The organism is Chryseobacterium cupriresistens (genome assembly GCF_046614675.1).
In the GTDB taxonomy this organism is placed as follows: Bacteria; Bacteroidota; Bacteroidia; order Flavobacteriales; family Weeksellaceae; genus Chryseobacterium; species Chryseobacterium cupriresistens.
The window spans coordinates 557,530-583,330 of the sequence record NZ_JBKKJT010000002.1 but is presented as its reverse complement, the minus strand read 5'-3'; the positions used below and the strand labels follow the sequence as shown (position 1 = coordinate 583,330).

Below are 25,801 nucleotides of genomic sequence, written 5' to 3'. Positions count from 1 at the left end.
TTTAAAGGCGCAAATTTATACTAATTTTATGACGTCAAGAATTTTTCTTCATGAATATAATAAATGAAAAAACTTCCTTTCGGAAGTTTTTTTCTATAACTATTTTACGTACATCGCTTTTTTGATCTCCTCTTTTACTTTTTCAAGTTTTGGGAACCATTCTGCAAATAATGCTGCAGAGTAAGGTGCAGGTGCATCAGGAGTAGTAATTCTCTTGATAGGAGCATCTAAATAATCAAATGCTTTTTGCTGTACCATATAAGTAATTTCTGAAGATACTGATCCGAATGGCCAAGCTTCTTCTAAAATAACCAGTCTGTTTGTTTTCTTTACAGATTCTAAAATTGTATCGAAGTCAAGAGGACGAACAGTTCTAAGGTCGATAACTTCTACAGAGATTCCTTCTTTAGCCATATCTTCTGCTGCCTGTAAAGCCAGTTTCATGATCTTTCCGAAAGAAACCAGAGTAACGTCTGTACCTTGTCTCTTGATATCTGCTTTTCCTATTGGTAAGTAGTATTCTTCTTCAGGAATTTCCATTTTATCTCCATACATCTGCTCAGATTCCATGAAAATAACAGGGTCATTATCCTGGATCGCTGTTTTTAACAATCCTTTTGCGTCATAAGGGTTAGAAGGTACCACCACTTTAAGTCCAGGGCAGTTGGCAAACCAGTTTTCAAATGCCTGAGAGTGAGTAGCTCCTAATTGTCCTGCAGAAGCAGTAGGCCCACGGAAAACAATTGGACAATTCCACTGTCCGCCACTCATCTGACGGATTTTCGCTGCGTTATTGATAATCTGATCAATTCCTACCAATGAGAAATTGAATGTCATAAATTCTACGATGGGTCTGTTTCCATTCATTGCAGCTCCCACAGAGATTCCTGTAAATCCAAGTTCTGCAATCGGTGTGTCAATTATTCTTTTTGGACCAAATTCATCCAGCATTCCTTTTGAAGCCTTATATGCACCATTATATTCTGCAACTTCCTCCCCCATCAGGTAGATGGATTCGTCTTTACGCATTTCCTCGCTCATTGCCTGTGCAATTACCTCACGAAAAGTATATTCTGCCATATTTTCTTGAAAAATTTAGACTACAAAAGTAGTGTTTTTTTATTATACACATCATAAAAACGCTCTTCATTTCCATGAGAAGTCATAATATTAACTGTATTTAAAATAAATTTTTCTTCCTGATGTCCCGTTCTTGTGGATTTTCCAGCTTCCTGAGAATTTTTGTTCATAAAAAATGACATCTCATTTCTGAAATGTCATCTAAAATTCTATTTAAACTTAAATTAATTAGCTTTCTCCCAAACCTGGGTTCTTCCTAATAAAGATAATCCTAAGTAACCTCTTACGTTCAGTTTATCACCGCTTCTTGTAATGGTACATTTATATGTTTTTCCTGTTTTAGGATCAGTGATGGTTCCTCCTGTGAACTCATCGCCGTCTTTTTTCAGTCCCCTGATGATTTCCAATCCTAAAATTGGTTTTCCTTTTCTGTCATCTTTACAAGCCGTACAGTTTGATTCAGCTGGTTTTATCAATAACTGAGAAACTTTCCCATAGTATTTTCCGTCTGATTTTTTGTACACTTCAACAATAGATTTTGCCTGTTTTGTCTCATCATCTATCGTCTTCCACTTACCTTCTATCTGTGCAAATGTAAGTACACCACATAAAGAAAGTGCGAACGTTAACAATATTTTTTTCATATTTCTTATAGTTTTAATTTTAATACAATATTCTTATCTACGTATTGATAAAAATATAAATTAATTTTCAACGAACAAAAACTTTTATTATACAAAGCATAAAGAGGATATAAAAAGTATAATCGCTAAAATGCGAAAAAGCTAAATTTCAATCGGCCTGTTGATGTTTTCGCAATTTTACAGATTTACCTTTTTGCCATTTCGCCCTAATACAGTTTCCTGTTAATCACTCTGTCCATGTAATCCTGATACCACGCTTTTGCTGTTTTCTTTCCCTGCTCTACTTCCGGATTTCTAACTTCATTCATGATATTTTTTTCCAGACTCAGATCAGATTTATCATATACTCCGATGATTTCTTTTCCGTCAAAACGGTAAATATAATTTCCGATCATGAACTGATCCGTACTTCCATCTGAATTGACAACGATGAAAGGATATTTTTTATCACTCACCAGACTTCTTCCCCAGCTTCTGATTGGTTTATTGTACCCGATAAGGTCAGCCAGTGTAGGATAGATATCTGCCTGCTGCGCTATTTCCTGACTGACTCCTTTTAACTGATAGGCAGGATTCGGAGAATAGAAAACCAACGGAACAGCATAACGGTTCATGGCTCTTTCATATTCAGGATAATATACCTGGTTGGTGTGATCTCCTGTGAAAACAAAGATTGTATTATTATACCACGGCTGTTTTTTAGCCGTTTCAAAATATTGTTTGATTGCATAATCCGTATACTGCATCGGCTCATGGATTTCAATTTTTCCTTTTTTAAATTTACCGTTATATTTTTCAGGGATTTTAAAAGGGTGATGGGATGATGCCGTAAATACAGTAGTCATAAAAGGCTGCTTCTTTCCGACATTTTTCGCAAAATACTGAAGGAAAGGTTCGTCCCAGATGGCCCACATTCCATCAAAATCTTCATCATGATTATATTCTGTTTTCCCGAAATAATGTTTAAATCCTAATATATTTCCGAACCCAAGGAATCCCATAGAACCATTAGGCGCCCCATGATAGAAAGAAGTATCATAGCCAAGATCATTACATACGGAAACAATGGACTGAATTTTCTGATTGGAATACGGAGACCCTGTAAACGCATCCGTCAGGCTCGGAATTCCGGCCAAAACACTGCTCATCCCGTGAATCGACTGTCTTCCGTTTGCAAAAGTATTCGGAAAAATAAGACTCTGGGTAGCCAGGCTATCCATAAACGGAGTGTAAGAAACATAATCTTTGATATTTTTATCTTTATTAAATGCCCCGGAATATTCTCTCCCGAAAGATTCTACGATGAAAATAACAATATTCGGACGTTTCTCTACTTTTCTGTCGTACACTTTATAAGGCTGTACATACTCTTCTATATCTTTTTCGCTCACAAAATGAACTTCCTTGAAATTATTGGTATTTAAAGTCCTGAAAAAGGAGAATGTACTGTTGAGCACCATATTACCCTGCAGAGGATTGGTTACAAAACGGGTTGCATCCACCATATTAATCGGTCTGGTACTGTGTTTAAAATCTCCTCTGATTCCTCCCACAACCAGCACCGCTGTGATACATAAAGTAATAATGGAAGTAATAAAATAAGGTAGTAATTTCAAAGGTTTCACCTCTTCTACTTTCACCTTTTTATAAAGGAAAACCCATAAGATCATCAGGATCATATACCATATCAGTACAAAAGGATGTTGTCCGATAGAAATCATCAGCACTTTAGAAACGTTAGATTCGTGTTCAGCCACCTGAAATACTGCTGAAGTAAGCCTTGCCTGTGAAAATTTATAGTAAATAAAATCTCCGAAGTTCATGGCATAAGCAATCCCGTTGGTAATAAAATACAGCCAAAAAAGAACTTTCTGAAAGACTTTCTTTGTGTTGATGACCAATGGCAGTAAACTAAGCAATATAAACAGTGCATTAACATACAAAATGGCTGTGGTATCAAAGGCAGTACCATGGAAAGCCAGCTTTATATATTCTGAAACGGAGTCTACTTTAATCAGATCTTTATTGAAATACCAGAATAAAAGTCTGGCAATCTGATAAAAAACATAGGCCAGAAAAATCCTGTAAACCAATGCCAGAACTTCCTGTTTTCTAAATCCTTTTAAAAATTTCATGGGGCAAATTTACATCAAAATCATTTTAATGCGTTTTTTAGTTCATATTATTTTGAGTTAGAATTTTTAAAAACTGTAATTTTGTGTTTATGGATTTTATAAAGAATAATCTGGCCAATGCTTTAACCCTGGCTAATTTATTTGCAGGCTGTGTAGGTGCAATACATTTAATTTTAGGAGATTATCAGACAACGGCAATCTGCCTTATTCTCTCTTCGGTTTTCGATTTTTTTGACGGCTTTGTAGCCAGAGCTTTAAAATCAAACTCCAATCTTGGTCTTCAGCTGGACTCGCTTGCGGATATGGTAAGCTTTGGAGTGATCCCAGGACTTACGATGTATAAAGCCCTTGAACCTTTTGGAGCTGAGCTTTTGGGAATGCATTTCCCATTTGAGATCAAGTATCTGGGACTCATTGTCACAGTATTTTCCTGCCTGAGGCTTGCCATTTTTAATTTGGATGAAGAGCAGCGTTATTATTTCAAAGGATTGAATACACCTACCAATACCGTTTTACTGTTCGGTCTTTATTATGCCTTTAAAGAAACCGGAAATTTCAGCTTTTTATTTGATCATGAATTGCTATTAATCCTGCTTACTCTTCTTACTTCATGGCTTCTGATCAGCCCGATCAGGATGATGGCTATGAAATTCAAATCAAAACAATTAAAAGATAACTATCCAAAAATTATATTACTGGCAGGAGGAATTGCCATTCTTTCGATATTCCAGATTGTAGGAATTCCTATGCTTGTTATTTATTATATGCTGGTATCTCTCATTTTTCAGGGACAGCTAAAATAATTATTAAAATAAAACACATTTCAAATTATTAATCATTGACATGAATTTAAAACTCCATAAACCGCTTTGTATTTTTGACCTGGAAACCACAGGAACCAATATCGGAAAAGACAGAATTGTTGAAATATGTATTTTAAAAGTAAACCCGGATGCCTCCAGAGAGAGCAAAACATGGCGTGTAAATCCTGAAATGCCGATTCCAAAAGAATGCAGTGAAATCCACGGGATCTATGATGAAGATGTAAAAGATGCTCCTACTTTCAGGGATATTGCCGCTAAAATTATGGAAATGATTTCAGGAAGTGACCTGGGAGGATTCAATTCCAACAGGTTTGATGTTCCGCTTTTGGCTGAAGAGCTTTTAAGAGTAGGAATGGATTTTGATCTGAGTAAATTCAGACTGGTCGATGCACAGACTATTTTCCATAAAAAAGAACCTAGAAATTTAGGTGCAGCTTACCAGTTCTACTGTGGAAAAACATTGGAAAATGCCCACTCTGCAGAGGCTGATGTAATGGCAACGTTTGAAGTTCTTGACGCTCAGGTTGGAAAATATGATGATATTCCGAATGAAATAGCACCGTTAAGTGAATTTACATTCCATAATAAAAATGCAGACCTTGCCGGATTTATCGGATATAATGAAAAAATGGAAGAAGTTTTCAACTTTGGAAAATATAAAGGACAAGGCGTGAAAGCGGTATTCCAAAAAGACTTAGGATATTTCGGGTGGCTTCAGAACGCTGACTTTCCGTTGTATACCAAAAAGATTTTTACAAAAATTCAATTATCAAGCAGGTTTTAAAAATGTCTGATCTGATTCGTTTTAAATTTTATGAAACTGCCCTTGAAGCTAACAGGGACAAACAGATATTGGCTGAAAACGGTATCAACAGTTTCATTGCGAATGAGCAGCTCATCCAGTCGGATTGGCTTCTGTCTCAGGCGGTAGGCGGCATACAGCTTCAGGTATTTGAAGATGATATGGAAAAGGCCCGGCAGATCCTGCAGGACTATAAAGACAATGAACAATACTCGCTGGAAGTAGAACATACCATTGAAGATCCCGAGTTTGATTTTGTCTGCCCGAAATGTGGTTCCAATCATATTTACAGAGATGACAGTGCTACCAGTTTCTTTGGAATTTCTTTTCTGACGAGCCACAAATTCAAATGTTATTATTGCGGGAATGAGTTTACCCACTAATTTATTCAGGAATCAATAGTTTTAAACGATCTAAAAGATTGCTTCGTCCCTCGCAATGACGGGGTTAAAAAAAATATAAAAAAAGAGTTATGAAAATAATCTGCATAGGAAGAAACTACAGTGAACACGCGAAAGAATTGGGAAATGAAATTCCTGAGAATCCTGTTATCTTTATGAAACCGGATACGGCAGTTCTAAAGGGAAATGATTTCTACATCCCTGAATTCTCCAATGATATTCACTACGAGCTTGAAGTGGTATTAAAAATTTCAAAGGGAGGAAAATATATTCAGAAAGAAACAGCGCACAAGCATTATGAAGAAATTGGTCTTGGAATCGATTTTACAGCCAGAGATCTTCAGAGCGAACTGAAATCAAAAGGGCTTCCATGGGAGCTTGCCAAAGGTTTTGACGGCTCTGCTGTGGTAAGCTGTTTCTTCAAAAAAGAGAACTTCAGTCTTGAAAACCTTCAGTTTTCGTTATTAAAAAATAAAGAAAAAGTACAGGATGGCAATACGAAAGATATGATGTTCAATTTTGATGATATTGTAGCTTTTGCTTCTCAGTATTTTACGTTAAGGGTAGGTGATCTTATTTTCACAGGAACTCCAAAAGGGGTTGGCAAAGTAGAAGAAAATGATATTCTGGAAGCTTATCTTCAGGAGGAAAAAATCCTTGATATCCGAATATTATAAGTATTTAATATTAAAGTCTGACAAATTTTTCCTATCTTTAGGTAACAAAATTAGAGGTTATGATAAATATTGTATTACCCGTAGATTTTGGGGACAAGACAGACCAATTGGTAGACGGTGCCATAAAATTTGCAAAACAGCTTAACGGCAGAATTTACCTGATCCACGTAGCACCATCAGATATCGGCTTTGCTATTGGTGACATGGGATTTCAATATTTTCCGGAAGTGGAAGCCAACGAAATCAGAGAAGAGCTGGTACAGCTTAATAAAATTGAGCAAAGAATCATCAGCCATGATATTGATTGTGAACACCTTTTAAAACAGGGGCTTGCAAAAGATATTATTCTGGAACATGCAAAAGCCAAAAATGCTGATTATATTGTGATGGGATCACACGGCAGAAGCGGAATTTATGATGTATTCGTGGGAAGCTTAACCAAAGGAATAACGAAAAGTTCAAGTATTCCTGTTCTGGTACTTCCGATTCACGACTAAGAAAAAGAAAATTTTAATCGTTAGTAATAAAAAAACCGATCAAACCCTATTGTTTGATCGGTTTTTTACTATATAACCAATTAATTAACCTTCTTTTTTATAGATATTCGGATCGTAGTAAGGGTGCTTACCTTCCGTTGGAGAATAATAGTCTTTATCTTTATCGCCACCTAGTGTAACCACCAGTACGTAGCACCAATAAGTGAATAGTACACAGCAAACTATAAATAGAATCCAGTTTAAAACATTACCGAAAGCATCAAAGAAACCGAAAGACCATTTGAAAACTTTGCTTAAGAATAGAAAGAAAGACGTCATTATTTTCCTTTTTTAAATTAACTTTGTACAAATTTATAAAAAATGTTTAAATTACTTTCAAAAGAAAGCAATATTTTTTCAATTCCTGTTTATATTGGTTTTCTTCTTTTAGTAGTCATAATATTTAACATACTGAATTTCAATACTTACGAAGCCATAGTTGCCGGAATAACTTTTCTGGGAATTGCTTTGGGATATTTTTGTTTTCACAGTGTTGCCCTTAATTATCAGACCCATCTGCCCTTATTTTTATACACCTTTTTTATTTTCGGGCTGTATCCCGGAAATCTGGATATAGGAATTGCAGTTTCTCTGCTTACCAACTCTTTCCTTATCCTGCTTCTGACGAGTGCAGATGAAGATATCAGGAAAAAATCATATGTATTGGTAGGATCTATTGTAGCCCTGAACTTTATTTTTCTTCCTACCACCTGGCCAATGGCTGTTTTTGTGATCATTCACGTGATTGCCACTTCTGCCAAAATAGGGTTGAATCTTTTCAGATTCCTTCTGGGAATTGTTCTGATTGCATTCAGTTATTTTTCTGTCATGTATTTCGTTCAGTTCACTTCATGGAATATCGATTATTTTCCGTTTGGAAAAATGAAACCGGTAACAGATTACACGGAACTTCTTCCGCTGATTCCTGTGGTTCTGATGCTTATTTATGCTGTGTACGACCATTTTAAAAATTACAACAAGAAAAGTCCGATAAGCAGATATAAATACACTTTCCTGCTGGTCTTTTCTGTAGCACAGCTCGTTACTATCATTCTATATATGAATAAAAGCTATGAATATCTGCTGCTCCTGGCATTTCCTTCAAGTATTATTCTGAGCAGAATGATGAGATTTTTACCTAAATACTGGATGCGTGAAGCCAGTGTATGGCTTATTATTATTAGTTTACTGACCTTCAAAGCGGGTACAGTTTTTGATTTATTTTAGAAAATTATGATTCAGATAGACGATAAATTGATTTCTGAGGAAATTTTTTCCGAAGAATTTGTTTGCAACCTTACGAAATGTAAAGGTGCATGTTGTGTGGAAGGAGATGTGGGAGCTCCGTTGGATAAAGACGAGCTTGAAATATTGGACAGTATTTTTGACAAAATAAAACCTTACCTTACTCAGGAAGGTATTAAAGCCCTTGAAGAACAGGGAACATGGACTACTGATCCACACGACGGAATGTATGTTACTCCAATGGTGGAGAACCGCGAGTGTGCCTATGTAACCTTTGATGAAAAAGGAATTACCAAATGTGGTATTGAGAAAGCATATGAAGATGGTGCAGTAGACTGGCAGAAACCTATTTCATGCCATCTTTACCCAATCCGTGTTACGGAATACTCTTCATTTACCGCATTGAATTATCATGAGTGGAATGTATGCAGCGATGCCTGTACGCTTGGAAAAGAACTTCAGGTTCCTGTGTATAAGTTTTTAAAAACTCCACTGACGAGAAAGTATGGTGAGGAATTTTATACTGTTCTGAGCGAAGCTGCTGAAGAATGGAAAAAAGAGTATGGTTCTTAACCGATACACATTCGAATGAAATAATAAAAACCGCAGATCTCTCCGCGGTTTTTATTTTTGTTATCAATAAAGATGAATTAGTTCGTTGTACCTCCTTTTTGGGTTTCATTTTTTTTAGCATTCTCCCAACCGTCTTCAGGCATAAGTATGGCTACATTTTTTTCTTTTGTCAGATATTTTCTGGCAACATCCTGAAGATCTTTTACTGTAAGTGCTTTTACTTTATCCTGATAATTTAAGATATCATATTTGTCACTTCCGTCTAATTGATTTTGAGCAATTCCCTGTAACCAGAATCCATTGTCTTTAAGACTTGTTTTATATTCATTGTATTCTCCTTCTTTGTATTTATCGAGATCTTTTTGTTCAGGGCCCATGTCTATCAGTTTTTGTAATTCGGCCACTGCACTTTTTGTAAGCTGATCTACATTTTCAGGACCACAAGGGAAATTAACACTAAAATCATAAGCACCATACGGGATTTTACTGAAGCTTCCGCTTGCGCCTCCGCCGTAAATACCGCTTTCGTCTTCTCTCAGTTTTTCAAGAACTTTAATCGTAGCGACCTCTCCAAGAGCTGAAAGTGCCATAGCTTCCTTCTCATTATAAGGCGCTTCTCCGCTGTAAGAAATTGTGACAAGGCTCTTCGGTTCTTTTCCTTTTTTATAAACCTTTGTATATCCTCCTTTCACTGGTCTGTAGCCTGTATCTTTAAATGTAGACGATTTTCCTGTAGCAGGAAGTGAAGCAATATACTGCAGGATCTCACTTTTAAGCTGCCCTTCATCTATATTCCCCACAAAATAGAAGTGGAAATTACCTGCATTGGCAAACTTATCTTTGTAAATATCATATGCTTTTTTATAATCTGTATTCGCCCAGTCTTTTTCGGTAGGTTCAAGGCCGGTAAATCTTGGATTCTTCTGATTGATAAATTTGGAATATTCACTGGAGAAATAGTATTCCGGATCAGAATCCACATTCGCCAGTATGGCAGATTTCTTTGTTTTATAGGTGTTGAATGATTCCGGGTTATAATTTAAGTCTGTAAAGCAGGCATAGATCAGTTCCATGGCAGTCTTCAGATCTTTTTTCGAACTTGTTCCTGAAATACCTTCTGTAAGACCACCGACATAAGAGCTTACACTCACCTGTTTTCCTGCAAGATAGTGAGCAAGATCTGTCTTTGAAAGCCCTGCTAATCCGGCTTCCAGTAAAGCATCAAATGCAAATTTTGTTTTATTGTAATCGGCATCCGGAATGACAGACAGTCCTCCCAGGCTTATTGCTGCAAAAACAATCTCATCATCTTTAAAATCTGTTTTCTTGAAAGTAACCTTAGCACCGTTGTTCAAAGTCCATGTGGTCGTTCCTAATTTGGCGTCTGCTTCTGTTTTAGTAATTTTCCCTTCGGATTTAAAAGGTTTTACTAAGCTTTCAGTTTTCTTTTTTTCTTCATAAGGTTTAAGATCAGCCACTTTTACAGTATCAAATGTCTTCAGAACCATCGCCTCTTTTGGCATGGTAATACCTTCCTTTTTTGGACCTGTAATAATAATGACCCTGCTGTCATTCTTTACCCGCTTTTTGATAATTTCATTGGTCTGTTCCAGCGCTATGGACGGAAGAACTTCTTTAATATGTTCATATCCCCAGGTAATTCCAGGTATTGGCTCCTGTCTCAGGAAATGATTCACGTAGCCATCGATAAGTTCACCGCTTTGGTTTTTGTCTTTGTTGTTGTAAGCCCATTCATAAGAGGAAAGCATCCCGGCTTTTGCCCTGTCCAGTTCAGATTGGGTAAATCCGAATCTTTTGGCTCTTTCCACTTCTTCCAAAAGAACTTTCAACGCATTCAACTGGTCGCCGTCTTTTGTAGCTGCGGCACCCTGAAATGCTTCTTTGTTTCTTGCGTAAGTTCCTCCATGGTATACTGAACCATAAGTAAAAGGAGGATTTGGAGAATTAACCAGTTCTGCCAGTCTGCTGTTCAGCATAATATTTACAAGGCCTTCAACAATACTTCTATCATATTGCTGCACTGTTACATCCGGCTGGTACACTTCAGAATCTTTGATAATGAACTGCACTCCTGAAGCCGTAGCATCAGGATCAGTCTCAATAGCAACCAGTGCTTCTTTATGATTCGGAAGATCAAATGATTTTCTTTCTCTGGGTTTTGAAGGATTTTTATATTGGCTGAAGTTATTCCTGATCTTTTTCTCTATTTCATCCACATTGATATCTCCTACTACCACAATTGCCATCAGATCCGGACGGTACCAATCCTGATGGAACTTCCGGATAAGATCAGGTCTGAAGTTTTCCAGCACTTCTTTTTTACCGATAGGAAGTCTTTCTGCGTACTGAGATTGGTATAAAAGCTTTGGCAGGTATTTATCCATCATTCTCTTATCCGGTCCGAGACCTAATCTTAGCTCTTCCAGTACCACTCCTCTTTCTTTATTGATCTGTTCATCAGAAAGTGTTGCGTTAAATGCCCAGTCTTCCATTACTTTCAGACCGGCATCCAGATTTCCAAGTTTATCCAACGGGACAGGAAGCATGTAGACGGTTTCGTCAAAGCCGGTGTAAGCATTAAGGTGCTGCCCGAATTTTACCCCGATAGATTGTAAAAAGTCTACTAATTTATTGTCAGGAAAATTTTTGGTTCCGTTGAAGTTCATATGCTCCATAAAGTGAGCCAGTCCTCTCTGATTTTCGTCTTCAAGAATAGATCCGGCATTGATTGCCAGACGGAATTCTACTTTTTTTTCCGGTAAAACATTTTTTTTGATATAGTACTTCATTCCATTGGAAAGAGTACCGATTCTTACGGACGGATCCACAGGGATGTTTTGTCCATAGATATTGACAGACATCAGGAAGATGGCTGAAAACGAAGATAACATTCTTTTCATCTACATTATTTTTTGACCTTTCAAAAATATCAATTCTCCCAGTGACCGGGCTTTAGCAGAGGGTTAAATTCAAGTTAAAAAATTTAATTATTATAAAATGAAAGCAAATTGTTTCTTTTATATTACTTATATTGATTTTTAATTAAAAACATTCATTAATTATTTAAAATAGACTAATTAAAAATAAGCTCATCTGATTCATTTTTCTTGAAATTACGGTTAACAGATCCATATATACTTCTTTTAAACCCAAAAAACCGTTGTAAAACACAACAGTCATATTATTTTGATTAAAAAAATTCAGTTATTAAACCTGATTTCTGAAACACTGCAATAGCATATTAAGAAAACTTATTGGCATTTGGTTCATATTTTCTACCATAAAAAAACCGGGAATTCCCGGTTTTGATGACTTAAAAAAGTATTTTATTATTTAAAATCAGCATCCGTTACTCCGGAGTTGATCAAAACTTTTGTTGTTTTAATGGTCATTTTCTGACCTCCACCCTCAGCTTCCACTTCAGCCGGGAATTGTATTCCGTCTACAGCCATATAGCTTTTAATGGTTGCCTTTCCTTCACCGGCATCCGTCTTATACAAAAGTCCGGTTCCGGCATCGAAATAGAATTTTCCTTTATCGGAAGACAAAACATTATACTCTTTTCCGTCAAGTTTTTCTGTAGATACTGTCTTGAAATTAGATGCATCAAATGCTAAAGCATCCATTGGTTTTCCTTTCATCAGGTCAGCAATCTTGTCAGCAGGAATATCTGTTTTAGTTCCCATCTGATCAAAATATCCTTTCTCACCGTCAAAAAGCTGCACCATTTCTTTTCCCATAAAAGATTGTACAGATTTGAATTTATTTCCTAATTTCTTAGTTGTCATTTGGATTTCCATTCCCTGCACAGCAACAGTGTTATCAGTAATGGTAGATTTTACAGCGTCTAGTTTATCTTTTCCACCTAGTGCTTTGAAATAATTATCAATAACCTCTTTAGGTGTAAGTTTTGATTGTACGGCTTCTGTTTTAGCAGATACAGCCCCTTTCTTCTGAGCTGCTGCAGGCACTGAGAAAAGTACAGCGCAGAAAAATGGAATGATGATCTTTTTCATATTTATAATAAAGTTTAAAGGGTAAATATAGGAATATTGGCGGACATACAAATAAGTAATGAGTAATGAGCAATTAGTAATGATTGATAAATTGATAGTTGATGATTGATGAATGCTCTACAAGAACTTTGGAAACAAAAACCCGGCCAATTGGTATACGGAACATATCTGACGTAATTCTTAGAAGAGATTTACAACAAAAAAACCGCCAAAAAATTGACGGTTTTCAAATATTTATATCCGGGTATAATTATTTCTTAAGTTCTTCTAAAAATTCGTCGTGAGAAATTTTAGTTTCTTTTTTAGTCGCTTTTTCAAGAATTACATCTTTCAGTTTAGCCATAGCTACTTCAGAAGAAATTTGTCTTACCTGCTCCTGGTCTTTCAACATTTCAACAGCATATTTCTGGATTTCTTCATCTCCTAAGTGGTGGATTCCGTAGATAGCCAATTGGTTTTTCACCAACTGTTCAGCCTGAGCCAATACATCAGCATAGTCAAGGTTGATTTCGTTCTCAGTCATCAATTTACCTTCGATGATCTGATATTTCAACTGGTTTTTCTCAGCTTCAAGAATTTCTTTAGCCTGTTCTTCAGACTGGATATTCTGGTTAGAGAATAACAACCACTTCACAAGGAAAGATTCAGGAAGTTTTACTTCTTCTTTCTCAGTTACCTGCTCCAATACTTTATTCACAAAGTGAACATCAGCATTCTGCTGGAAATACTCGTCTAATTCAGTTTTTACTTTATCTTTAAGCTCTTCTTCAGACTTGATGTTTCCTTCTCCGTATACTTTGTCGAAAAGATCCTGGTTAAGCTCAGCTAAGTTTAATGAATAGAAATCTTTCACTTTAACTTCTACTTCATTGTGGTGTAAGTGCTCAACTTCTTCTTTGCTGAATCCTAATTCTTTAGCTAATTCTTCATCACCTGTAAGAGTTTCTTTAGATACTTTTACAGATTCCTCCATTTTCAACCCTTTTACCAACTTGAAAGCTTCTTTGTTTTCAGCTGTAATAGTAAGGTTTTTTGGGTGGTGGTGGTGCTCACCTTCAGCATCTTCTTCCACAACCTGAGAAACTTCTAAAGCAATGTAAGAATCTTTAGTGATTTTATCTTGAGGAACCTGCTCTGCGAAACGCTTCTGCATGTTTTCAATGCTCTTACCGATTTCTTTGTCAGAAGCTTCTACTTTGTAGTGAGGAGCTTCATATTTAGCTAAATCTATAGTGAATTCAGGCTCAAATCCTACTTCGAAAGCAACTTCTAATTGATCAGCATTGTAATCGAATTCGTTTACTGGCTGAGGAACAGGCTGACCAACTAATCTTAGTTTGTTTTCATTAACATAGTTGTTTAAAGCATCAGAAACTTGTCTGTTGATTTCTTCAAATGCAATACCTGCTTCATATTGTTTTTTAACCATACTCAAAGGCACTTTCCCTTTTCTGAATCCAGGAACTTGCGCATTTTTAGCATAATTAATCAACTGCTTCTCTACTTTTTCTTTGTAGTCAGATTTTTCCAATGTTACTGTAAGCAATGCACTTACATCATCATGGTTTTGTGCGGTAACCTTCATTATTGATTAAAATTTTAGGTTGCAAAAATAGGAATTTTTTATGAAAAAAACTCATTTAAAATCAACTTATAAAGCCAAATATTGTTAAATAAAAAACCACCGGAAAATTCCGGTGGCCCAAACAAGATTAATTGTCCTAATTACTTAGGTTGTATTTTGCCTCAGCATCTGTTTCTCCTCCTACTACGCTTCCCCAGGCAGTTCCTGATTTGGCATCATTTACGCTTTGTGGAGAGTGAATCAGAGTTAATTTTAAAAATGGTTCTGTTCCATCAACAGCTTTTACAACAGTCCATTTTGTTCTCAGTCCTACTCTTTTGCCATCGCTTCTAAGATCACTACCATCTACTCTTTCAACAGTAATATTAGATTTTGGGAAATCAAAAATTAAAAAATGTTCGTTTTTAGCATCGATAATTTCCTGAGTAGCATCTTCATTTCCATTTTTAAATTTTGCCTGAACAGTATAGGTTTTACCATTTGTAAGCGGAATCGTAGGTGTTCCTCCTGCTCCGATACTGTAATCATAAGTCTGAGTAGTTCCAGCCGCATCATCTGTCACCAACAAAAGGATGTTGGTAAGTTCTTCCTGAGGAAGATCATCTTCTTCTGCCGAACCGTTTCTCTGACAAGAAGTAACAGCAGTAACAGCGATGAATAAAACAGCTAATAATTTGATAATATTTTTAGTATTGAATAGATTTTTCATTTTTTAAGAATTTTAAAATTTTGATTGAATAGTTAATCTTTAGAATCTGTATCTAAAGTTTAAAATAAAGTTTCTTCCTGCCTCATCTGCAAAGAATCTTAAACGGTTCATATATTCTCTGTAAGAAGTATTGAAAAGATTGTTTACGATAAGTCCTGCAGAAAGATTTTTGCTGATGTTGATTCCGGTTTGGATATTCCAAAGTGAATATCCGTTGGGTGGAGTACTGAAATCTATTTCCTTGTCCACCAATTCACCATTCACATACAGCTCTAATGTGGCATTTCTAATCGGGAATCTGGTTTGTTTTAAAAATGTTTGATTTTCAACAGTGAAATAGAAGTTGCTCCATTCCTGTTTTTTAAACTGCAATGCATTGGAAAAATTTGGAGGCATCATTAAAATTAATGGCTCATTATGGGTATCATCCTGACCATACACGTAGCTTCCTTTCCCTACATAGGTAAGGTTATCAGTAAGTCTCCAGTTGATATCCAGATCCACTCCATACATTTTTGCATCAATCTGCTGATAAGCCCATTCCGGAAATACACCTCTGATTGTTCCTTTAATTCCTACAGGAATTTCATTAATGAAATTTTTAGTAATGAAAAAATATGGATTCACAGAGACATTTAACCCTTTCAGAACATTAAACTTTGAGTCAACATTCAAATTAAACTGATGTCCCTGTTCATTTTTCAATCCCATATACCCGGTTTCAATAATTCCTGCAGAATGGTGCAGTCCATCTGAAAATAATTCAGCGACATTAGGAGATCTTCCCACTTTTGCGTAATTAAATTTCAGATCAAAATTAGCATTGGGACGGTATTCCAAACCTGCATTGAAAGAAACGTTATTATAATTTAGCTGAGGGCGTGTTAAAACTCTGTTTTGATCTGTTTTCACATAAAATTGTGGATAAGCATCTGCATATAATTTTTCCCAGTCACTTTTATCATACCATTTGGTTACATCATAACGGGTAAAGTCATATCTTGCTCCTGCTTCAAAATTGAATTCAGGTGAAATTTTATATTTGAAAACAGAATATGCTCCCGCAGAATATTTATCGTAATTGGGTATCAGACGTCTTGCTTTGGTTGCCGGATCTGAATAATTGTTTTGAAAACTTGCATCAATTCCGGTTTCTAAAGACCATTTTTCCCTTTCTAATAAATCATTAATGTTAAATTGATGCGTCATGAGCTCCATATCAAGTGAGGGAGTTTCGTTTAGATTTCCTCTTCTGATATCATATTCCTGTCTGTGATTATACTGATAGCTATACGTTGCAGATAGTTTTCCTATATTTTCAAATCTTTTGAAAGCTGAAACTTTTGCGATATGATGCTCAATAACCTGTCTCGGATTATCAATATCATAAGTGAATTTGCCTGAATATATTGGCGGATTGGCATTCATGGCTCTGTCATAATCTTCAGAAGTTGAGACGTGTGAATCTCTTAATATCCCTATGTTCTGATTCGTCAGATAATAATCAAAGGAAATTCCTCTTTCATAAGTATTATTTTGAACAGTGAAATTGAAGGAAGAAAAATCCATTCCCGTATTTTTCAGATTATAATTGGGAGCACTCTGATCCCCCAGTTTCTTAATGCTTCCTCCAGATTTTACAGCCCATCCGTTTTTCCACACTCTGGCAACATCTGCATCTAATCCAAGCCCCCTTCCATTGGAGATTCCGGTAAGTCCGATTGAACCTTTTATGGTATCTTTTTTAGGAAAAATTTCCGGTTCCATTACCACAACTCCACCAATAGCATCGCTTCCATATTTCAAAGCAGATGCTCCTTTTATCACGTCGATATGTTGAAAATTATTAATATCAACATTCGGAGCATGTTCTACTCCCCATTCCTGCTCAGCAAGACGTACCCCATTGTTCAGAATACTGATACGGCTTCCATACAACCCGTGAATAACAGGTTTTGAAATATTATTCCCGGTCTTCAAAGCAGTTACCCCTGAAATTCTAGATAATAAATTCCCAAGATTGTCTGTAGAATTTTTCTCTATATCAGATTTATTGAGTGTTTTAACTACCAGTGAACCATTATTTTTATGACTTCCATGAATAGTCACAGTTTCGATATCTTTAATATGGTGTTCCAGTGTAATCACCAGCTGAACATCCTTATCAACTCCTATATTTTCAGTATAATCATTGCAATCAGGATGTTGAGCAATGAGTGTATACTTTCCTGCAGGAATTTTGTCAAAAGAAAACTGACCTTTCTTATTGGTTTTAGCTGTAAAGTTCCCGATTTTAATCACTGCATTTTCCAGCCATGTTTTATCATGGAAATCCTGAACGGTTCCCTCTACAGTATAAGTTTTTTGTGCACTTGTAAATACTGATCCACAAAAGACCAGCAGCAGGCAATATATCAATTTCATTGTAAATAGATTGATTGCGCACCCTTTTCAACAGGGTACATTTTCGTTAAAATTTGTGAGAAGGGCTAGTTTTAAATGTACAATGTAAAAGTCTAATGTCTGATGAGAGGTTAGAGGTTAGAAGCTAGAAATTAGTAATTGAACATTATTTAAATACCAATTACAAATTAACAGTTGTTTTTCCAGCAACTTTAAACCTTAAACATTGAACTTTAAAGTACAGAACTTTAAACCCTATAGAATCTATGAATTATGCAAATGCGGGCGGTCCCCGAAGCTGGAAGGTGAATTTGGTCTGTGACCAGATTTTCTCCTGAATGGCGATGATTTGTTTTACTTCATGGCTGTAATGCTCAAAAGTAAAGTTGAATTCTTCAGGAGCTAATGTATGTCCGGTAACCAAAAAGTGGCAGGCCAGACAGTCGCCAGCTTTCTCTTTAGTAACGGCTTTCGTCATTGTATTCTCTGCTTTTTTAAAATGAAAAGCCTTAAAATAGTCTACAGAATCATGATGGTGAAAGCTTTGAGAAAGCAGCGCAAGGAAATACACTCCAAACAACAGTTTGGAGATAAAACTCTTTAGGTTTCTGCTTTCTTTAAAAATCATGGTTCAAAATTATGAAAATAATTTAATTGTTTCCTTAAACTTTTATTAAATTACTTAATAACTGTTGACAATAGGTAGAAGTAAATACGGTTTTGTTACAAAAAAAATGCTTCATCATTTTTGGTTGATAAAGCATTTATATTGTAGTTTAATCCAGTTGGGTTCCAAGATATTCCCACTCCTGTAAAGCTGTATCCAGCTCCTCCTTAGCTTTGTTGTATTCTTCTAAGGTTTCATCTGAAGGATTTTCTTTGGCAAAAGATGCTTCCATCTGCTCTACTTTTGTTTCAAGCTCAGAAATTTTCTCTTCTACTTTCTTTATTTTATTCTGAATATTTTTCTGTTCTTTCGTCACAATATTTGAAGACTGGCTGCTGCTTACAACAGGTTTTTCCTCTACTTTCTTGGGTTCAACCTTTACTTCCGTATGAAGTTTGGCTTTTTCTGCAGAAATCTCTCTGATGGTTTCTTTCTGTCTGTACTCAAGATATTCATTGATATCACCAAGGAATTCTTTCATTTTCCCATCACGGAATTCGTAGATTTTATCACAAAGTCCCTGAAGGAATTCCCTGTCGTGAGAGATGACAATTAAAGTTCCTTCAAAATTCTGCAGTGCCAGCTTGATAATTTCCTTAGACTGGATATCAAGGTGGTTGGTAGGTTCGTCCATGATCAGCGTGTTGAAAGGACGAAGCAACAGTTTACAAAGTGCCAGACGGTTTCTCTCTCCTCCGGAAAGTACTTTTGTTTTCTTAGTAACGGCATCTCCCTGGAAAAGGAAAGATCCTAATAAGTCTCTTACTCTTGGTCTTGTTTCTTCTGTTGCTGCATCTTCAGCTTCTTCCAGAACCGTTTTATTAGGTGTTAAAACCTCTTCCTGATTCTGAGCGAAATATCCAATGTTGACATTATGTCCAAGATTCCAGGTTCCTGAATAGTCTTTGATATCTCCTGCCAGGATTTTAGCCAGCGTAGTTTTTCCCTGACCGTTCTGCCCCAGAAGGGCAATTCTGTCTCCTCTCTGAACGATGAAGTCTACATCATCAAAAATTTGCTTCTGTCCGTAGGCTTTTCCAAGATTGATCGCTTCGAAGATCACTTTTCCCGGAACCATAGACTGTACGAAACGGATATTGAATTTTGAAACGTCTTCGTTATCCACTTCAATACGTTCAATCTTATCTAATTTTTTAATAAGTGACTGCGCGAAAGAAGCTTTGGTAGCACTTGCACGGAACTTATTAATATTATCTTCCATCTGCTTGATCTCCGCATCCTGATTCTTTTTAGCCTGAATCAGTTTTTCACGGCGGTCTTCTCTCATGATCAGATATTTGGAATAGTTGGCTTTGTAATCGTCAACTTTTTTATTGTTGATATCAAAAGTACGGTTACAAACCGCTGTCATAAACTGTTTATCGTGACTTACCAGAACAATAGCTCCGGGATAATCCTTAAGGAAGTTCTCCAACCAGATGATGGATTCCATATCCAGGTGGTTGGTAGGCTCATCGAGAAGCATGATATCGTTCTTCTGAAGAAGTAATTTTGCCAATTCGATTCTCATTCTCCATCCTCCGGAAAATTCATCGGTGATTTTCTGGAAATCATCTGCTTTAAATCCTAAACCGAATAACACTTTTTCCATGTCACCCTCAAGATTGTAGGCATCATGGTTCATCAAAAGGTCATTCAGCTCGGTCATTTTATTAATCAGATCCGTATAGGAATCACTTTCGTAATCTGTTCTTACAGTCATCTGGTGATTCACTTCTTCAAGCTCATTCTTCCAGGCATTGATCTGTTCAAAAGCCTGCATGGTTTCTGCCCAGACCGTTCTTCCTTTTACGAAATCAAGATCCTGCTTCAGGAAACCAATGGTAACACTTCCTTCAGTGACAACTTCTCCCTCGTAGAAATTAATTTCTCCGGAAAGCATTTTCAATAAAGTGGATTTTCCTGCTCCGTTTTTACCAACGAGACCCACTTTATCATCCTTTTTAATGGTGAAATTGACATTTTGAAATAAATAATTTCCTGAATGATGTAATCCTAAACTTTGAACCGAAAGCATCTTAATTAATAATTAGTAATGAATAATGAATTTTCGGGTGCAAAAATACGGAAAAAGAAATGAATAGCCGAGAAATAAAAAAACAGGCCAGAATTTGGCAATTTTTCTCTGTAGGTAAAACATTAAACCGCAAAAAAGGAGACACCATGAGATGTCCCCTAACCTAAATTTAAAACTGAGAAGTATTTTCACGAATGCTTCTATTCATTTACTCTAACAGCTGCCGGTGTTTTTACAATAGAGCGAAGCCAGATATCATTATTGGGAACGTTTGTTCCATAAAGAAAATCTGCAACAAAGCTGTCTTCCGGCAGATGAAGTTCTACGGAAAGTCTTTTTGTCCGGCTTGTTTCATCAACGGAGGTACTGCTTGATACATTTAATCCGTTATTGATCAGCTCAATATTAATTTCACGCTGGGTTCTGTACCGGAAACTGTTACTGTACAATCCGAAGTTTGATGAAATATGCGTATACTCTGCAAATTTTCCGAAATCATATATTGGCTTTTTGTTTCCGGAAAGATCCTTCAGATATTCTTTCATTTTACTATAATACCTGTTAAGAAAAGAATGTTTATTATAATCTGTTCCGAAATAGGCTTCATTTTCTGTACTAAACACTGACAATATGATATTGGTCTCATCCATCATCAGTTTTCCATATACTTTTGAGAGGTCGTTATATACTTTATCCCTGCATACAAATGCCTGCGAAAGTCCATTCACTGTTTCCACTTTATATTCTGAGAGCAATGCATCCCAGATTTTATTTCCATCAGCACTGGTTTTTGCATTTCTGATATCTGAAACATAGCTATGCAGATCATCAACATTTGCGAAATCTGTAGAAATATAAACAGATTGCGGTCCTTCAAGATAGCCGCCTCCAATATCGGCATGATCTCCGGGAACGAATACTTCTTTCCAAACTGATGATTTTTTTTCTGATTTCTGATCCTTCATTGTTTTTGAATTCTCAAATAAGCCGGTAAGCGGAAAGAAAAACCTGCCCTCATTAACTGCACAAAAATGCAGAGCATTCTCTATCTGTACAGACATATTCATATTATAGGTATTAAAAGGTTTGGACTCTACCGTATCAAAAAGCCCCAGAAATTTTATTCTGCAATTTCCCACAGCATAATGAGTCAGAAGCTGATTACATAAGGTTCTTGCCAACATACCTCCCCGGCCGAATCCGTATACATAAAAATGGTATTCTTTGGTGTCATCATAGGCTATTTTTTGCACAAATTCCCCTGCTTTCTGAAGTTTATCATCAGATGAATAACCACTTCCATAGGGTGGGTTTGCACATGTTGCCATAGCAAAATTATTATCTTCATGCCCCGTTACAGTACCAATTCCTTCAATATATATCTTTTCATCTCCAACGAACAGACTGTATAATTTATAGATATTGCTGAAAGTCCCGTAATAGCTTTCATTATTATTCAGCGGTTTATCCGGTGAAAGGATATTGACTCCATTGTTTCCTGTGCCGTCAAAGAAAATCCCGACGGAAATCACTCTGTTACCATTCATGTTTCTACTTTAATTTTTTATTACAGATCCTGTTGTGTTTTTTTCAACTGACATCCCTTAAAGAGACATTCCAAAATAACAGAAGAAAAACAAGGTTAGCTAGAGTGAAAAGTACCAAATAAAAAATTCCGTATTTCTACGGAATCAATTTATATTTTTTCAAGGGAGTAAATATTGTTGACAATAGCATAGATGACGATTCCTACTGTATTTCTGGCTCCGATTTTTTCGAGAATACGCTGTCTGTGACTTTCTACAGTTCTTGGGCTGATAAAGAGTTTTTCTCCGATTTCGTTGTTAGTCAGTTCCTGACAGATCAGCTTTACCACATCTTTTTCTCTTTCGGATAATTCATCTTCTGTTTCAAAAAGAGAATTTTTCTTAGCAGAACTGTTCATATAAGTAAACAGCATCTGATGATCTTCAGCCGTAAAAAAAACTCCGTTTTTGTCTACCATTGTAATGGCATCAATAAAGGTTTTCTTATTCGAATTTTTCGGCAGAAACGCAGATACTCCCAGTTTGACCATATATCCGAGAATTGAGGTTTTATAATGGGATGACAGGATAATAATTTTAAGATCAGGATATTTTTCCTTGAGGATTTCTACCAGTTCAAAACCGTTCATGGGTTTCATCTGAACATCTACAAGAGCAATATCAGGAAATTCATCTTTTGAAAGTTTTCCGAGGTCTTCTATAAAATCGGGGCCATTATCTGCGGTAAGGGTTACCGATATATTTTTTTCATTGGACAGCAGCATTTTTACCCCTTCGAGGATCAGCTGTTCATCATCAATCAGTGCTAGTTTGATTTGGGAACTCATGATATTTTGGAATTTTTATGATTAGACGACTTCCTTTGTTTGAAAATGTTTTTTTCCATTTGTGTGTGGCATTCATAGATTTGATGCGGGATTCGATATTTTTTATTCCCATTCCTTTTTTCACATCTTCATATTCAAAGCCCTGCCCGTTATCCGAAATCACTACAGCCATATTGTCAGGATAATCTTTCATGTAAATCCAGATATCCGTTGCGTCCGAATGTTTGATCACATTGGTAGTAAACTCCTGAATAATTCTGTACAGCTGTACTTCCACAAAAAGATCTTTCTTTTCATATCCCTGCATTACCTGCAAAGAGATATTGATTTTGTGGGAAAGGTTGGCTATTAATTCTTCAACATATAAAACCAGCCCTACCGACTCCAGGTTTACAGGGTATAATGAATGGGAAATACTTCTGGCAGCATCAATCAGGGAAGACATCTGACCGTAGATATTTTTTTTGATCAGCTCATCGCCCTGAGTATCCAGATTATTTAACCATAAGGAAAGAATATTGAGACGGTTTCCGATATCATCATGAATCATGACCGCAATTCTTTTTCTTTCTTCTTCCTGGGCTTTGATATTTTCCAGCACCAATTTCTTCTGATGGAGAACTTCCGCCTCATGCTGTACATTTTTCTCCTTAATGATTCTGGTTATAAAAGCCCTGTACGCTAACAGAATAAAGGATACTATAACTGTTATGGTAACAATTATAAGGATCAGCAGATTGATATTTAAAGTTACTTCTTTAATCTGATAAAAGTGTATAAAAATGAACAGTACAAAATACCCGAAAGAATATTATTGGCACTGAGAATTGTATAGTAATCATTTTCCGACAGATTGGCAATCTGATGCTGGATGATAAAAATAAATACCGAAACGGAATAGTAGAAAAAAATACTGGCATCTACGAGAAGAAAACGGTTCTGTAGAGAGGTATTCTTAATCTCACGGATCAATGTAAACCCGGAAAGACAGATGATGATGATATTGGAAACTACTTTCGCAATATCGGCATTGGCAGGATAATCAAATCCATATTTCGAGATCATAAAGCCAGCTGCCAATGCACCTGTAATCCACAGAACAGGTTTTGGCCAGTCCAGTTTTCTGACAAATAAACCCGTCAGAAGGAAAAATTCTCCTGCGATATATAAAGGATAGAGGAATGAAGTATCATTCAGTCTGAAGATATAAGGCAGCGCCAGATTCAGCAGCTCAATAAAAAAAAGAAAAGCAATACAATGAAAATATTGCTTTTCTTTATGATTTAATATGCGGTATTTTGCTGCTCCCAGCAGTATAACAGATAGAAGCAGTGCATAATTCAGGAATAAAATTGCCTTATAAAGTCCAGCCATTCCTCAGTATATCATTTTAAAATTCACTTCCTACATCTACATCCGGAATACGGCAGATAGGAGGACACGGCTTTGCCCAGTCATAAGTATTGGAAATCACTTCTGCTCCCAGTTCTGCATTCCTTAGATTTTCACGGAAAGAGATAAAAATAAGGGTTACCAGCATTTTTCCATAGATATCATTGTATCTGATACCAAAAGAACAGGTAATACCAGCCAACCCTTCATCTGAAAGGCAAAGGTCTGCTACAGGAACATAGAATTTTCTGAAAATTCCGCTGCCTTCATTTTCTCTGCTCTCTTTATAAAACCAGTCCATCCCCTGGTTTCTCCAGCGTTCAATAGCATCTACAGCTTTGTCCTGCTCAAGAACCGGTGTATTGGAAACCGGGAATCCCATATTGGCATTCTTCTCCATACTCTCAAGATCTCTGGAAAGAACCGCATTTCTGATGACGGTATATTCCTGGATTTCCTGCAGCCTCAGATCTTTATCAAGTTCGGTAAGGAAACTGTATGGATATTCTTTTACATCTATTTTTTCCCCGTCGTTATTCATAGGATAAAAAATAAGAATCAACCGGTCTCTGTAAATTCCTACTGCAGCACAGAAGTCTTTATAATCACTGAACCCTTTCATCCATTCAAGGTGTTCTCTGGAAATATTAAAAACATAGTTGGTAGGGATAAGCTTTTGAATTCTGGAAAAGTCTGAAAGAGATGCTTTCCATTCATTTGATGCTGTCCTGCATTCTTCTACAGGCAGCATATAGTCTACAATGTTTAATGTTGACATAAGCATAGTTTTTAGTCCTATAAAAATATAGAAACTAAATATGCTACGCAAGAGGATTTTAATTAATAATTTTTCACAGTAATATGATAACAGCTCTGTTGTTTCTCTTTGATGAAATATATTCTACCAGCTTTCTCATAGTACTTTAAAACTTTCTCCAATGCCAATTCCATTTTCGGATTGTACTTTAAAACGTTGTTGAATCTTACATAAGAAATGTCAAAAGAATTACCATAATTGTGTGAACTAATCCCTAGTGAGGCGTTGGAATTTACTCTTCTAAGCCTGCATTGGTCTTCAAGAGTTCTGGTAATGGATGAAACAGTAAAGGTACCGCCTTTTGTATCCTTGCTGAACTTAGAACCTATTTTTTCCAATGTAGTTTTTGCCTTTGATACCATATAAGCCCTGCTGTAATCAAGTTTTTGAACGCGATATCCTTTACCCGATTTTTTTATTTTGTGGAATTTGCCGCTATTGATGTATCGCTGCACTGTTTTGGAATCTTTCAGCAGCTGTACCCCAAAACTTTTTGAGGCATCAAGATGAGATTTATAAAGCGGCGTAGGCTCAACCTTTAATACAGTGGCAAGATCATAGCAGGGAAAAGCTTTTTTAGCTGCCTGCGAATAATGTAAACTATAAATAAAAGGTACAAAGACCACACAAAAAAACTTTCTCATTCACCATCCTTTTAAATTACAAATGAAAGATAAAACATTTATGTTATATCTTTCAAAACCGACTATTATACTCTCTAAACAAATCCCAAACAAACTTTACACCAAATTACAGATTTTGTAATTTTTGTTCTCTCTTTTTTGAAATATTTTTCAGATTTATCTTTTTACTTTAAGATTTAAATTTTACATTTGAGATACTTTAAACAATAAACAACATG

General features: G+C 36.1%; 25 protein-coding genes. 7 read left to right on the top strand and 18 right to left on the bottom strand.

Features of this window, described 5'->3' with window-relative positions; all coding sequences use genetic code 11:
* Positions 1-99: 99 nt before the first annotated feature.
* The 4 genes from ACLI50_RS07805 to ACLI50_RS07790 all read right to left on the bottom strand — a co-directional run bounded on the left by ACLI50_RS07805 (position 100) and on the right by ACLI50_RS07790 (position 3,859).
* Entirely contained in the window at positions 100-1,080 is a 981-nt protein-coding gene (locus ACLI50_RS07805; protein ID WP_110007971.1) for a pyruvate dehydrogenase complex E1 component subunit beta, read from the bottom strand.
* A 20-nt stretch (positions 1,081-1,100) separates the two neighbouring features.
* Positions 1,101-1,250: a hypothetical protein gene (locus ACLI50_RS07800; protein ID WP_202841134.1), complete on the bottom strand. Its 150-nt coding sequence runs from the start codon at positions 1,248-1,250 to the stop codon at positions 1,101-1,103.
* A 54-nt stretch (positions 1,251-1,304) separates the two neighbouring features.
* A complete protein-coding gene (locus tag ACLI50_RS07795; protein WP_110007974.1) occupies positions 1,305-1,724 on the bottom strand; it encodes a DUF2147 domain-containing protein in 420 nt (139 codons plus the stop codon).
* A 206-nt stretch (positions 1,725-1,930) separates the two neighbouring features.
* Positions 1,931-3,859 carry an LTA synthase family protein gene (locus ACLI50_RS07790; protein ID WP_411413522.1) on the bottom strand — a complete coding sequence of 643 codons (1,929 nt, stop codon included), beginning with the start codon at positions 3,857-3,859 and terminating at the stop codon, positions 1,931-1,933.
* Positions 3,860-3,948: 89 nt separating this feature from the next.
* Between ACLI50_RS07790 and ACLI50_RS07785 the strand changes: the two genes are divergently transcribed.
* From ACLI50_RS07785 to ACLI50_RS07765, 5 genes are all read left to right on the top strand, one after another.
* Entirely contained in the window at positions 3,949-4,662 is a 714-nt protein-coding gene (locus tag ACLI50_RS07785; RefSeq protein WP_202841138.1) for a CDP-alcohol phosphatidyltransferase family protein, read from the top strand.
* A 40-nt stretch (positions 4,663-4,702) separates the two neighbouring features.
* Positions 4,703-5,467, top strand: coding sequence for a 3'-5' exonuclease (locus tag ACLI50_RS07780; RefSeq protein ID WP_131435691.1), 765 nt, complete (start codon positions 4,703-4,705; stop codon positions 5,465-5,467).
* Positions 5,468-5,469: 2 nt separating this feature from the next.
* Positions 5,470-5,868, top strand: coding sequence for a putative signal transducing protein (locus tag ACLI50_RS07775; RefSeq protein ID WP_343644231.1), 399 nt, complete (start codon positions 5,470-5,472; stop codon positions 5,866-5,868).
* Between the two features lie 89 nt (positions 5,869-5,957).
* Positions 5,958-6,563, top strand: a complete 606-nt coding sequence (locus tag ACLI50_RS07770) for a fumarylacetoacetate hydrolase family protein (RefSeq protein WP_411413521.1) — start codon at positions 5,958-5,960, stop codon at positions 6,561-6,563.
* Between the two features lie 59 nt (positions 6,564-6,622).
* Positions 6,623-7,060 carry a universal stress protein gene (locus tag ACLI50_RS07765; RefSeq protein ID WP_062673831.1) on the top strand — a complete coding sequence of 146 codons (438 nt, stop codon included), beginning with the start codon at positions 6,623-6,625 and terminating at the stop codon, positions 7,058-7,060.
* Positions 7,061-7,144: 84 nt separating this feature from the next.
* Here the strand turns inward: ACLI50_RS07765 and ACLI50_RS07760 are convergent, their stop codons facing one another.
* Positions 7,145-7,378, bottom strand: coding sequence for a DUF6341 family protein (locus ACLI50_RS07760; RefSeq protein ID WP_002976854.1), 234 nt, complete (start codon positions 7,376-7,378; stop codon positions 7,145-7,147).
* A gap of 42 nt (positions 7,379-7,420) precedes the next feature.
* Here ACLI50_RS07760 and ACLI50_RS07755 point away from each other — a divergent pair, with 42 nt between their 5' ends.
* Positions 7,421-8,326, top strand: a complete 906-nt coding sequence (locus tag ACLI50_RS07755) for a DUF6427 family protein (protein ID WP_411413520.1) — start codon at positions 7,421-7,423, stop codon at positions 8,324-8,326.
* A gap of 6 nt (positions 8,327-8,332) precedes the next feature.
* Positions 8,333-8,917 (top strand): DUF3109 family protein, encoded by a 585-nt coding sequence (locus ACLI50_RS07750; protein WP_110007981.1) that lies wholly within the window; start codon positions 8,333-8,335, stop codon positions 8,915-8,917.
* 77 nt (positions 8,918-8,994) lie between these two features.
* Here ACLI50_RS07750 and ACLI50_RS07745 read toward each other — a convergent pair whose 3' ends face one another.
* From ACLI50_RS07745 to ACLI50_RS07685, 13 genes are all read right to left on the bottom strand, one after another.
* Positions 8,995-11,838, bottom strand: coding sequence for a M16 family metallopeptidase (locus ACLI50_RS07745; protein ID WP_411413519.1), 2,844 nt, complete (start codon positions 11,836-11,838; stop codon positions 8,995-8,997).
* Positions 11,839-12,267: 429 nt separating this feature from the next.
* On the bottom strand, positions 12,268-12,954 hold the full coding sequence (locus ACLI50_RS07740; protein WP_411413518.1) for a hypothetical protein: 687 nt from the start codon (positions 12,952-12,954) through the stop codon (positions 12,268-12,270).
* A gap of 250 nt (positions 12,955-13,204) precedes the next feature.
* A complete protein-coding gene (locus tag ACLI50_RS07735) occupies positions 13,205-14,539 on the bottom strand; it encodes a trigger factor (RefSeq protein WP_411413517.1) in 1,335 nt (444 codons plus the stop codon).
* Positions 14,540-14,675: 136 nt separating this feature from the next.
* Positions 14,676-15,248: a hypothetical protein gene (locus ACLI50_RS07730; RefSeq protein ID WP_411413516.1), complete on the bottom strand. Its 573-nt coding sequence runs from the start codon at positions 15,246-15,248 to the stop codon at positions 14,676-14,678.
* A gap of 39 nt (positions 15,249-15,287) precedes the next feature.
* The gene (locus tag ACLI50_RS07725) at positions 15,288-17,672 is read right to left on the bottom strand and encodes a TonB-dependent receptor (RefSeq protein WP_411413515.1); all 2,385 of its coding nucleotides are present in this window, start codon (positions 17,670-17,672) and stop codon (positions 15,288-15,290) included.
* A 250-nt stretch (positions 17,673-17,922) separates the two neighbouring features.
* Positions 17,923-18,279 carry a hypothetical protein gene (locus tag ACLI50_RS07720; RefSeq protein ID WP_411413514.1) on the bottom strand — a complete coding sequence of 119 codons (357 nt, stop codon included), beginning with the start codon at positions 18,277-18,279 and terminating at the stop codon, positions 17,923-17,925.
* A gap of 148 nt (positions 18,280-18,427) precedes the next feature.
* Positions 18,428-20,356 (bottom strand): ABC-F family ATP-binding cassette domain-containing protein, encoded by a 1,929-nt coding sequence (locus tag ACLI50_RS07715; protein WP_137905759.1) that lies wholly within the window; start codon positions 20,354-20,356, stop codon positions 18,428-18,430.
* Positions 20,357-20,556: 200 nt separating this feature from the next.
* Positions 20,557-21,903, bottom strand: coding sequence for a T6SS phospholipase effector Tle1-like catalytic domain-containing protein (locus ACLI50_RS07710; protein WP_411413513.1), 1,347 nt, complete (start codon positions 21,901-21,903; stop codon positions 20,557-20,559).
* A 149-nt stretch (positions 21,904-22,052) separates the two neighbouring features.
* Positions 22,053-22,730 carry a response regulator transcription factor gene (locus ACLI50_RS07705; protein WP_202841152.1) on the bottom strand — a complete coding sequence of 226 codons (678 nt, stop codon included), beginning with the start codon at positions 22,728-22,730 and terminating at the stop codon, positions 22,053-22,055.
* Positions 22,699-23,331: a sensor histidine kinase gene (locus tag ACLI50_RS07700; RefSeq protein WP_238349642.1), complete on the bottom strand. Its 633-nt coding sequence runs from the start codon at positions 23,329-23,331 to the stop codon at positions 22,699-22,701. The genes ACLI50_RS07705 and ACLI50_RS07700 overlap by 32 nt, the downstream gene beginning before the upstream one ends.
* A gap of 149 nt (positions 23,332-23,480) precedes the next feature.
* Complete coding sequence (locus tag ACLI50_RS07695; RefSeq protein ID WP_202841153.1) at positions 23,481-24,104, bottom strand: hypothetical protein; 624 nt, start codon at positions 24,102-24,104, stop codon at positions 23,481-23,483.
* A 16-nt stretch (positions 24,105-24,120) separates the two neighbouring features.
* Complete coding sequence (locus tag ACLI50_RS07690; protein WP_238349643.1) at positions 24,121-24,900, bottom strand: hypothetical protein; 780 nt, start codon at positions 24,898-24,900, stop codon at positions 24,121-24,123.
* A 62-nt stretch (positions 24,901-24,962) separates the two neighbouring features.
* On the bottom strand, positions 24,963-25,583 hold the full coding sequence (locus ACLI50_RS07685) for a DUF5715 family protein (protein ID WP_227943444.1): 621 nt from the start codon (positions 25,581-25,583) through the stop codon (positions 24,963-24,965).
* Positions 25,584-25,801 lie beyond the last annotated feature (218 nt).

Bases quoted from the DNA above. Each gene is read 5' to 3' on its own strand.
- ACLI50_RS07785 (WP_202841138.1), top strand. From the start codon at position 3,949: ATGGATTTTATAAAGAATAATCTGGCCAATGCTTTAACCCTGGCTAAT.
- ACLI50_RS07705 (WP_202841152.1), bottom strand. From the start codon at position 22,730: ATGAGTTCCCAAATCAAACTAGCACTGATTGATGATGAACAGCTGATC.
- ACLI50_RS07755 (WP_411413520.1), top strand. From the start codon at position 7,421: ATGTTTAAATTACTTTCAAAAGAAAGCAATATTTTTTCAATTCCTGTT.
- ACLI50_RS07805 (WP_110007971.1), bottom strand. From the start codon at position 1,080: ATGGCAGAATATACTTTTCGTGAGGTAATTGCACAGGCAATGAGCGAG.
- ACLI50_RS07795 (WP_110007974.1), bottom strand. From the start codon at position 1,724: ATGAAAAAAATATTGTTAACGTTCGCACTTTCTTTATGTGGTGTACTT.
- ACLI50_RS07695 (WP_202841153.1), bottom strand. From the start codon at position 24,104: ATGGCTGGACTTTATAAGGCAATTTTATTCCTGAATTATGCACTGCTT.
- ACLI50_RS07690 (WP_238349643.1), bottom strand. From the start codon at position 24,900: ATGTCAACATTAAACATTGTAGACTATATGCTGCCTGTAGAAGAATGC.
- ACLI50_RS07780 (WP_131435691.1), top strand. From the start codon at position 4,703: ATGAATTTAAAACTCCATAAACCGCTTTGTATTTTTGACCTGGAAACC.
- ACLI50_RS07735 (WP_411413517.1), bottom strand. From the start codon at position 14,539: ATGAAGGTTACCGCACAAAACCATGATGATGTAAGTGCATTGCTTACA.
- ACLI50_RS07740 (WP_411413518.1), bottom strand. From the start codon at position 12,954: ATGAAAAAGATCATCATTCCATTTTTCTGCGCTGTACTTTTCTCAGTG.
- ACLI50_RS07765 (WP_062673831.1), top strand. From the start codon at position 6,623: ATGATAAATATTGTATTACCCGTAGATTTTGGGGACAAGACAGACCAA.
- ACLI50_RS07790 (WP_411413522.1), bottom strand. From the start codon at position 3,859: ATGAAATTTTTAAAAGGATTTAGAAAACAGGAAGTTCTGGCATTGGTT.
- ACLI50_RS07715 (WP_137905759.1), bottom strand. From the start codon at position 20,356: ATGCTTTCGGTTCAAAGTTTAGGATTACATCATTCAGGAAATTATTTA.
- ACLI50_RS07730 (WP_411413516.1), bottom strand. From the start codon at position 15,248: ATGAAAAATCTATTCAATACTAAAAATATTATCAAATTATTAGCTGTT.
- ACLI50_RS07745 (WP_411413519.1), bottom strand. From the start codon at position 11,838: ATGAAAAGAATGTTATCTTCGTTTTCAGCCATCTTCCTGATGTCTGTC.
- ACLI50_RS07800 (WP_202841134.1), bottom strand. From the start codon at position 1,250: ATGAACAAAAATTCTCAGGAAGCTGGAAAATCCACAAGAACGGGACAT.
- ACLI50_RS07770 (WP_411413521.1), top strand. From the start codon at position 5,958: ATGAAAATAATCTGCATAGGAAGAAACTACAGTGAACACGCGAAAGAA.
- ACLI50_RS07720 (WP_411413514.1), bottom strand. From the start codon at position 18,279: ATGATTTTTAAAGAAAGCAGAAACCTAAAGAGTTTTATCTCCAAACTG.
- ACLI50_RS07710 (WP_411413513.1), bottom strand. From the start codon at position 21,903: ATGAATGGTAACAGAGTGATTTCCGTCGGGATTTTCTTTGACGGCACA.
- ACLI50_RS07750 (WP_110007981.1), top strand. From the start codon at position 8,333: ATGATTCAGATAGACGATAAATTGATTTCTGAGGAAATTTTTTCCGAA.
- ACLI50_RS07760 (WP_002976854.1), bottom strand. From the start codon at position 7,378: ATGACGTCTTTCTTTCTATTCTTAAGCAAAGTTTTCAAATGGTCTTTC.
- ACLI50_RS07685 (WP_227943444.1), bottom strand. From the start codon at position 25,583: ATGAGAAAGTTTTTTTGTGTGGTCTTTGTACCTTTTATTTATAGTTTA.
- ACLI50_RS07725 (WP_411413515.1), bottom strand. From the start codon at position 17,672: ATGAAATTGATATATTGCCTGCTGCTGGTCTTTTGTGGATCAGTATTT.
- ACLI50_RS07775 (WP_343644231.1), top strand. From the start codon at position 5,470: ATGTCTGATCTGATTCGTTTTAAATTTTATGAAACTGCCCTTGAAGCT.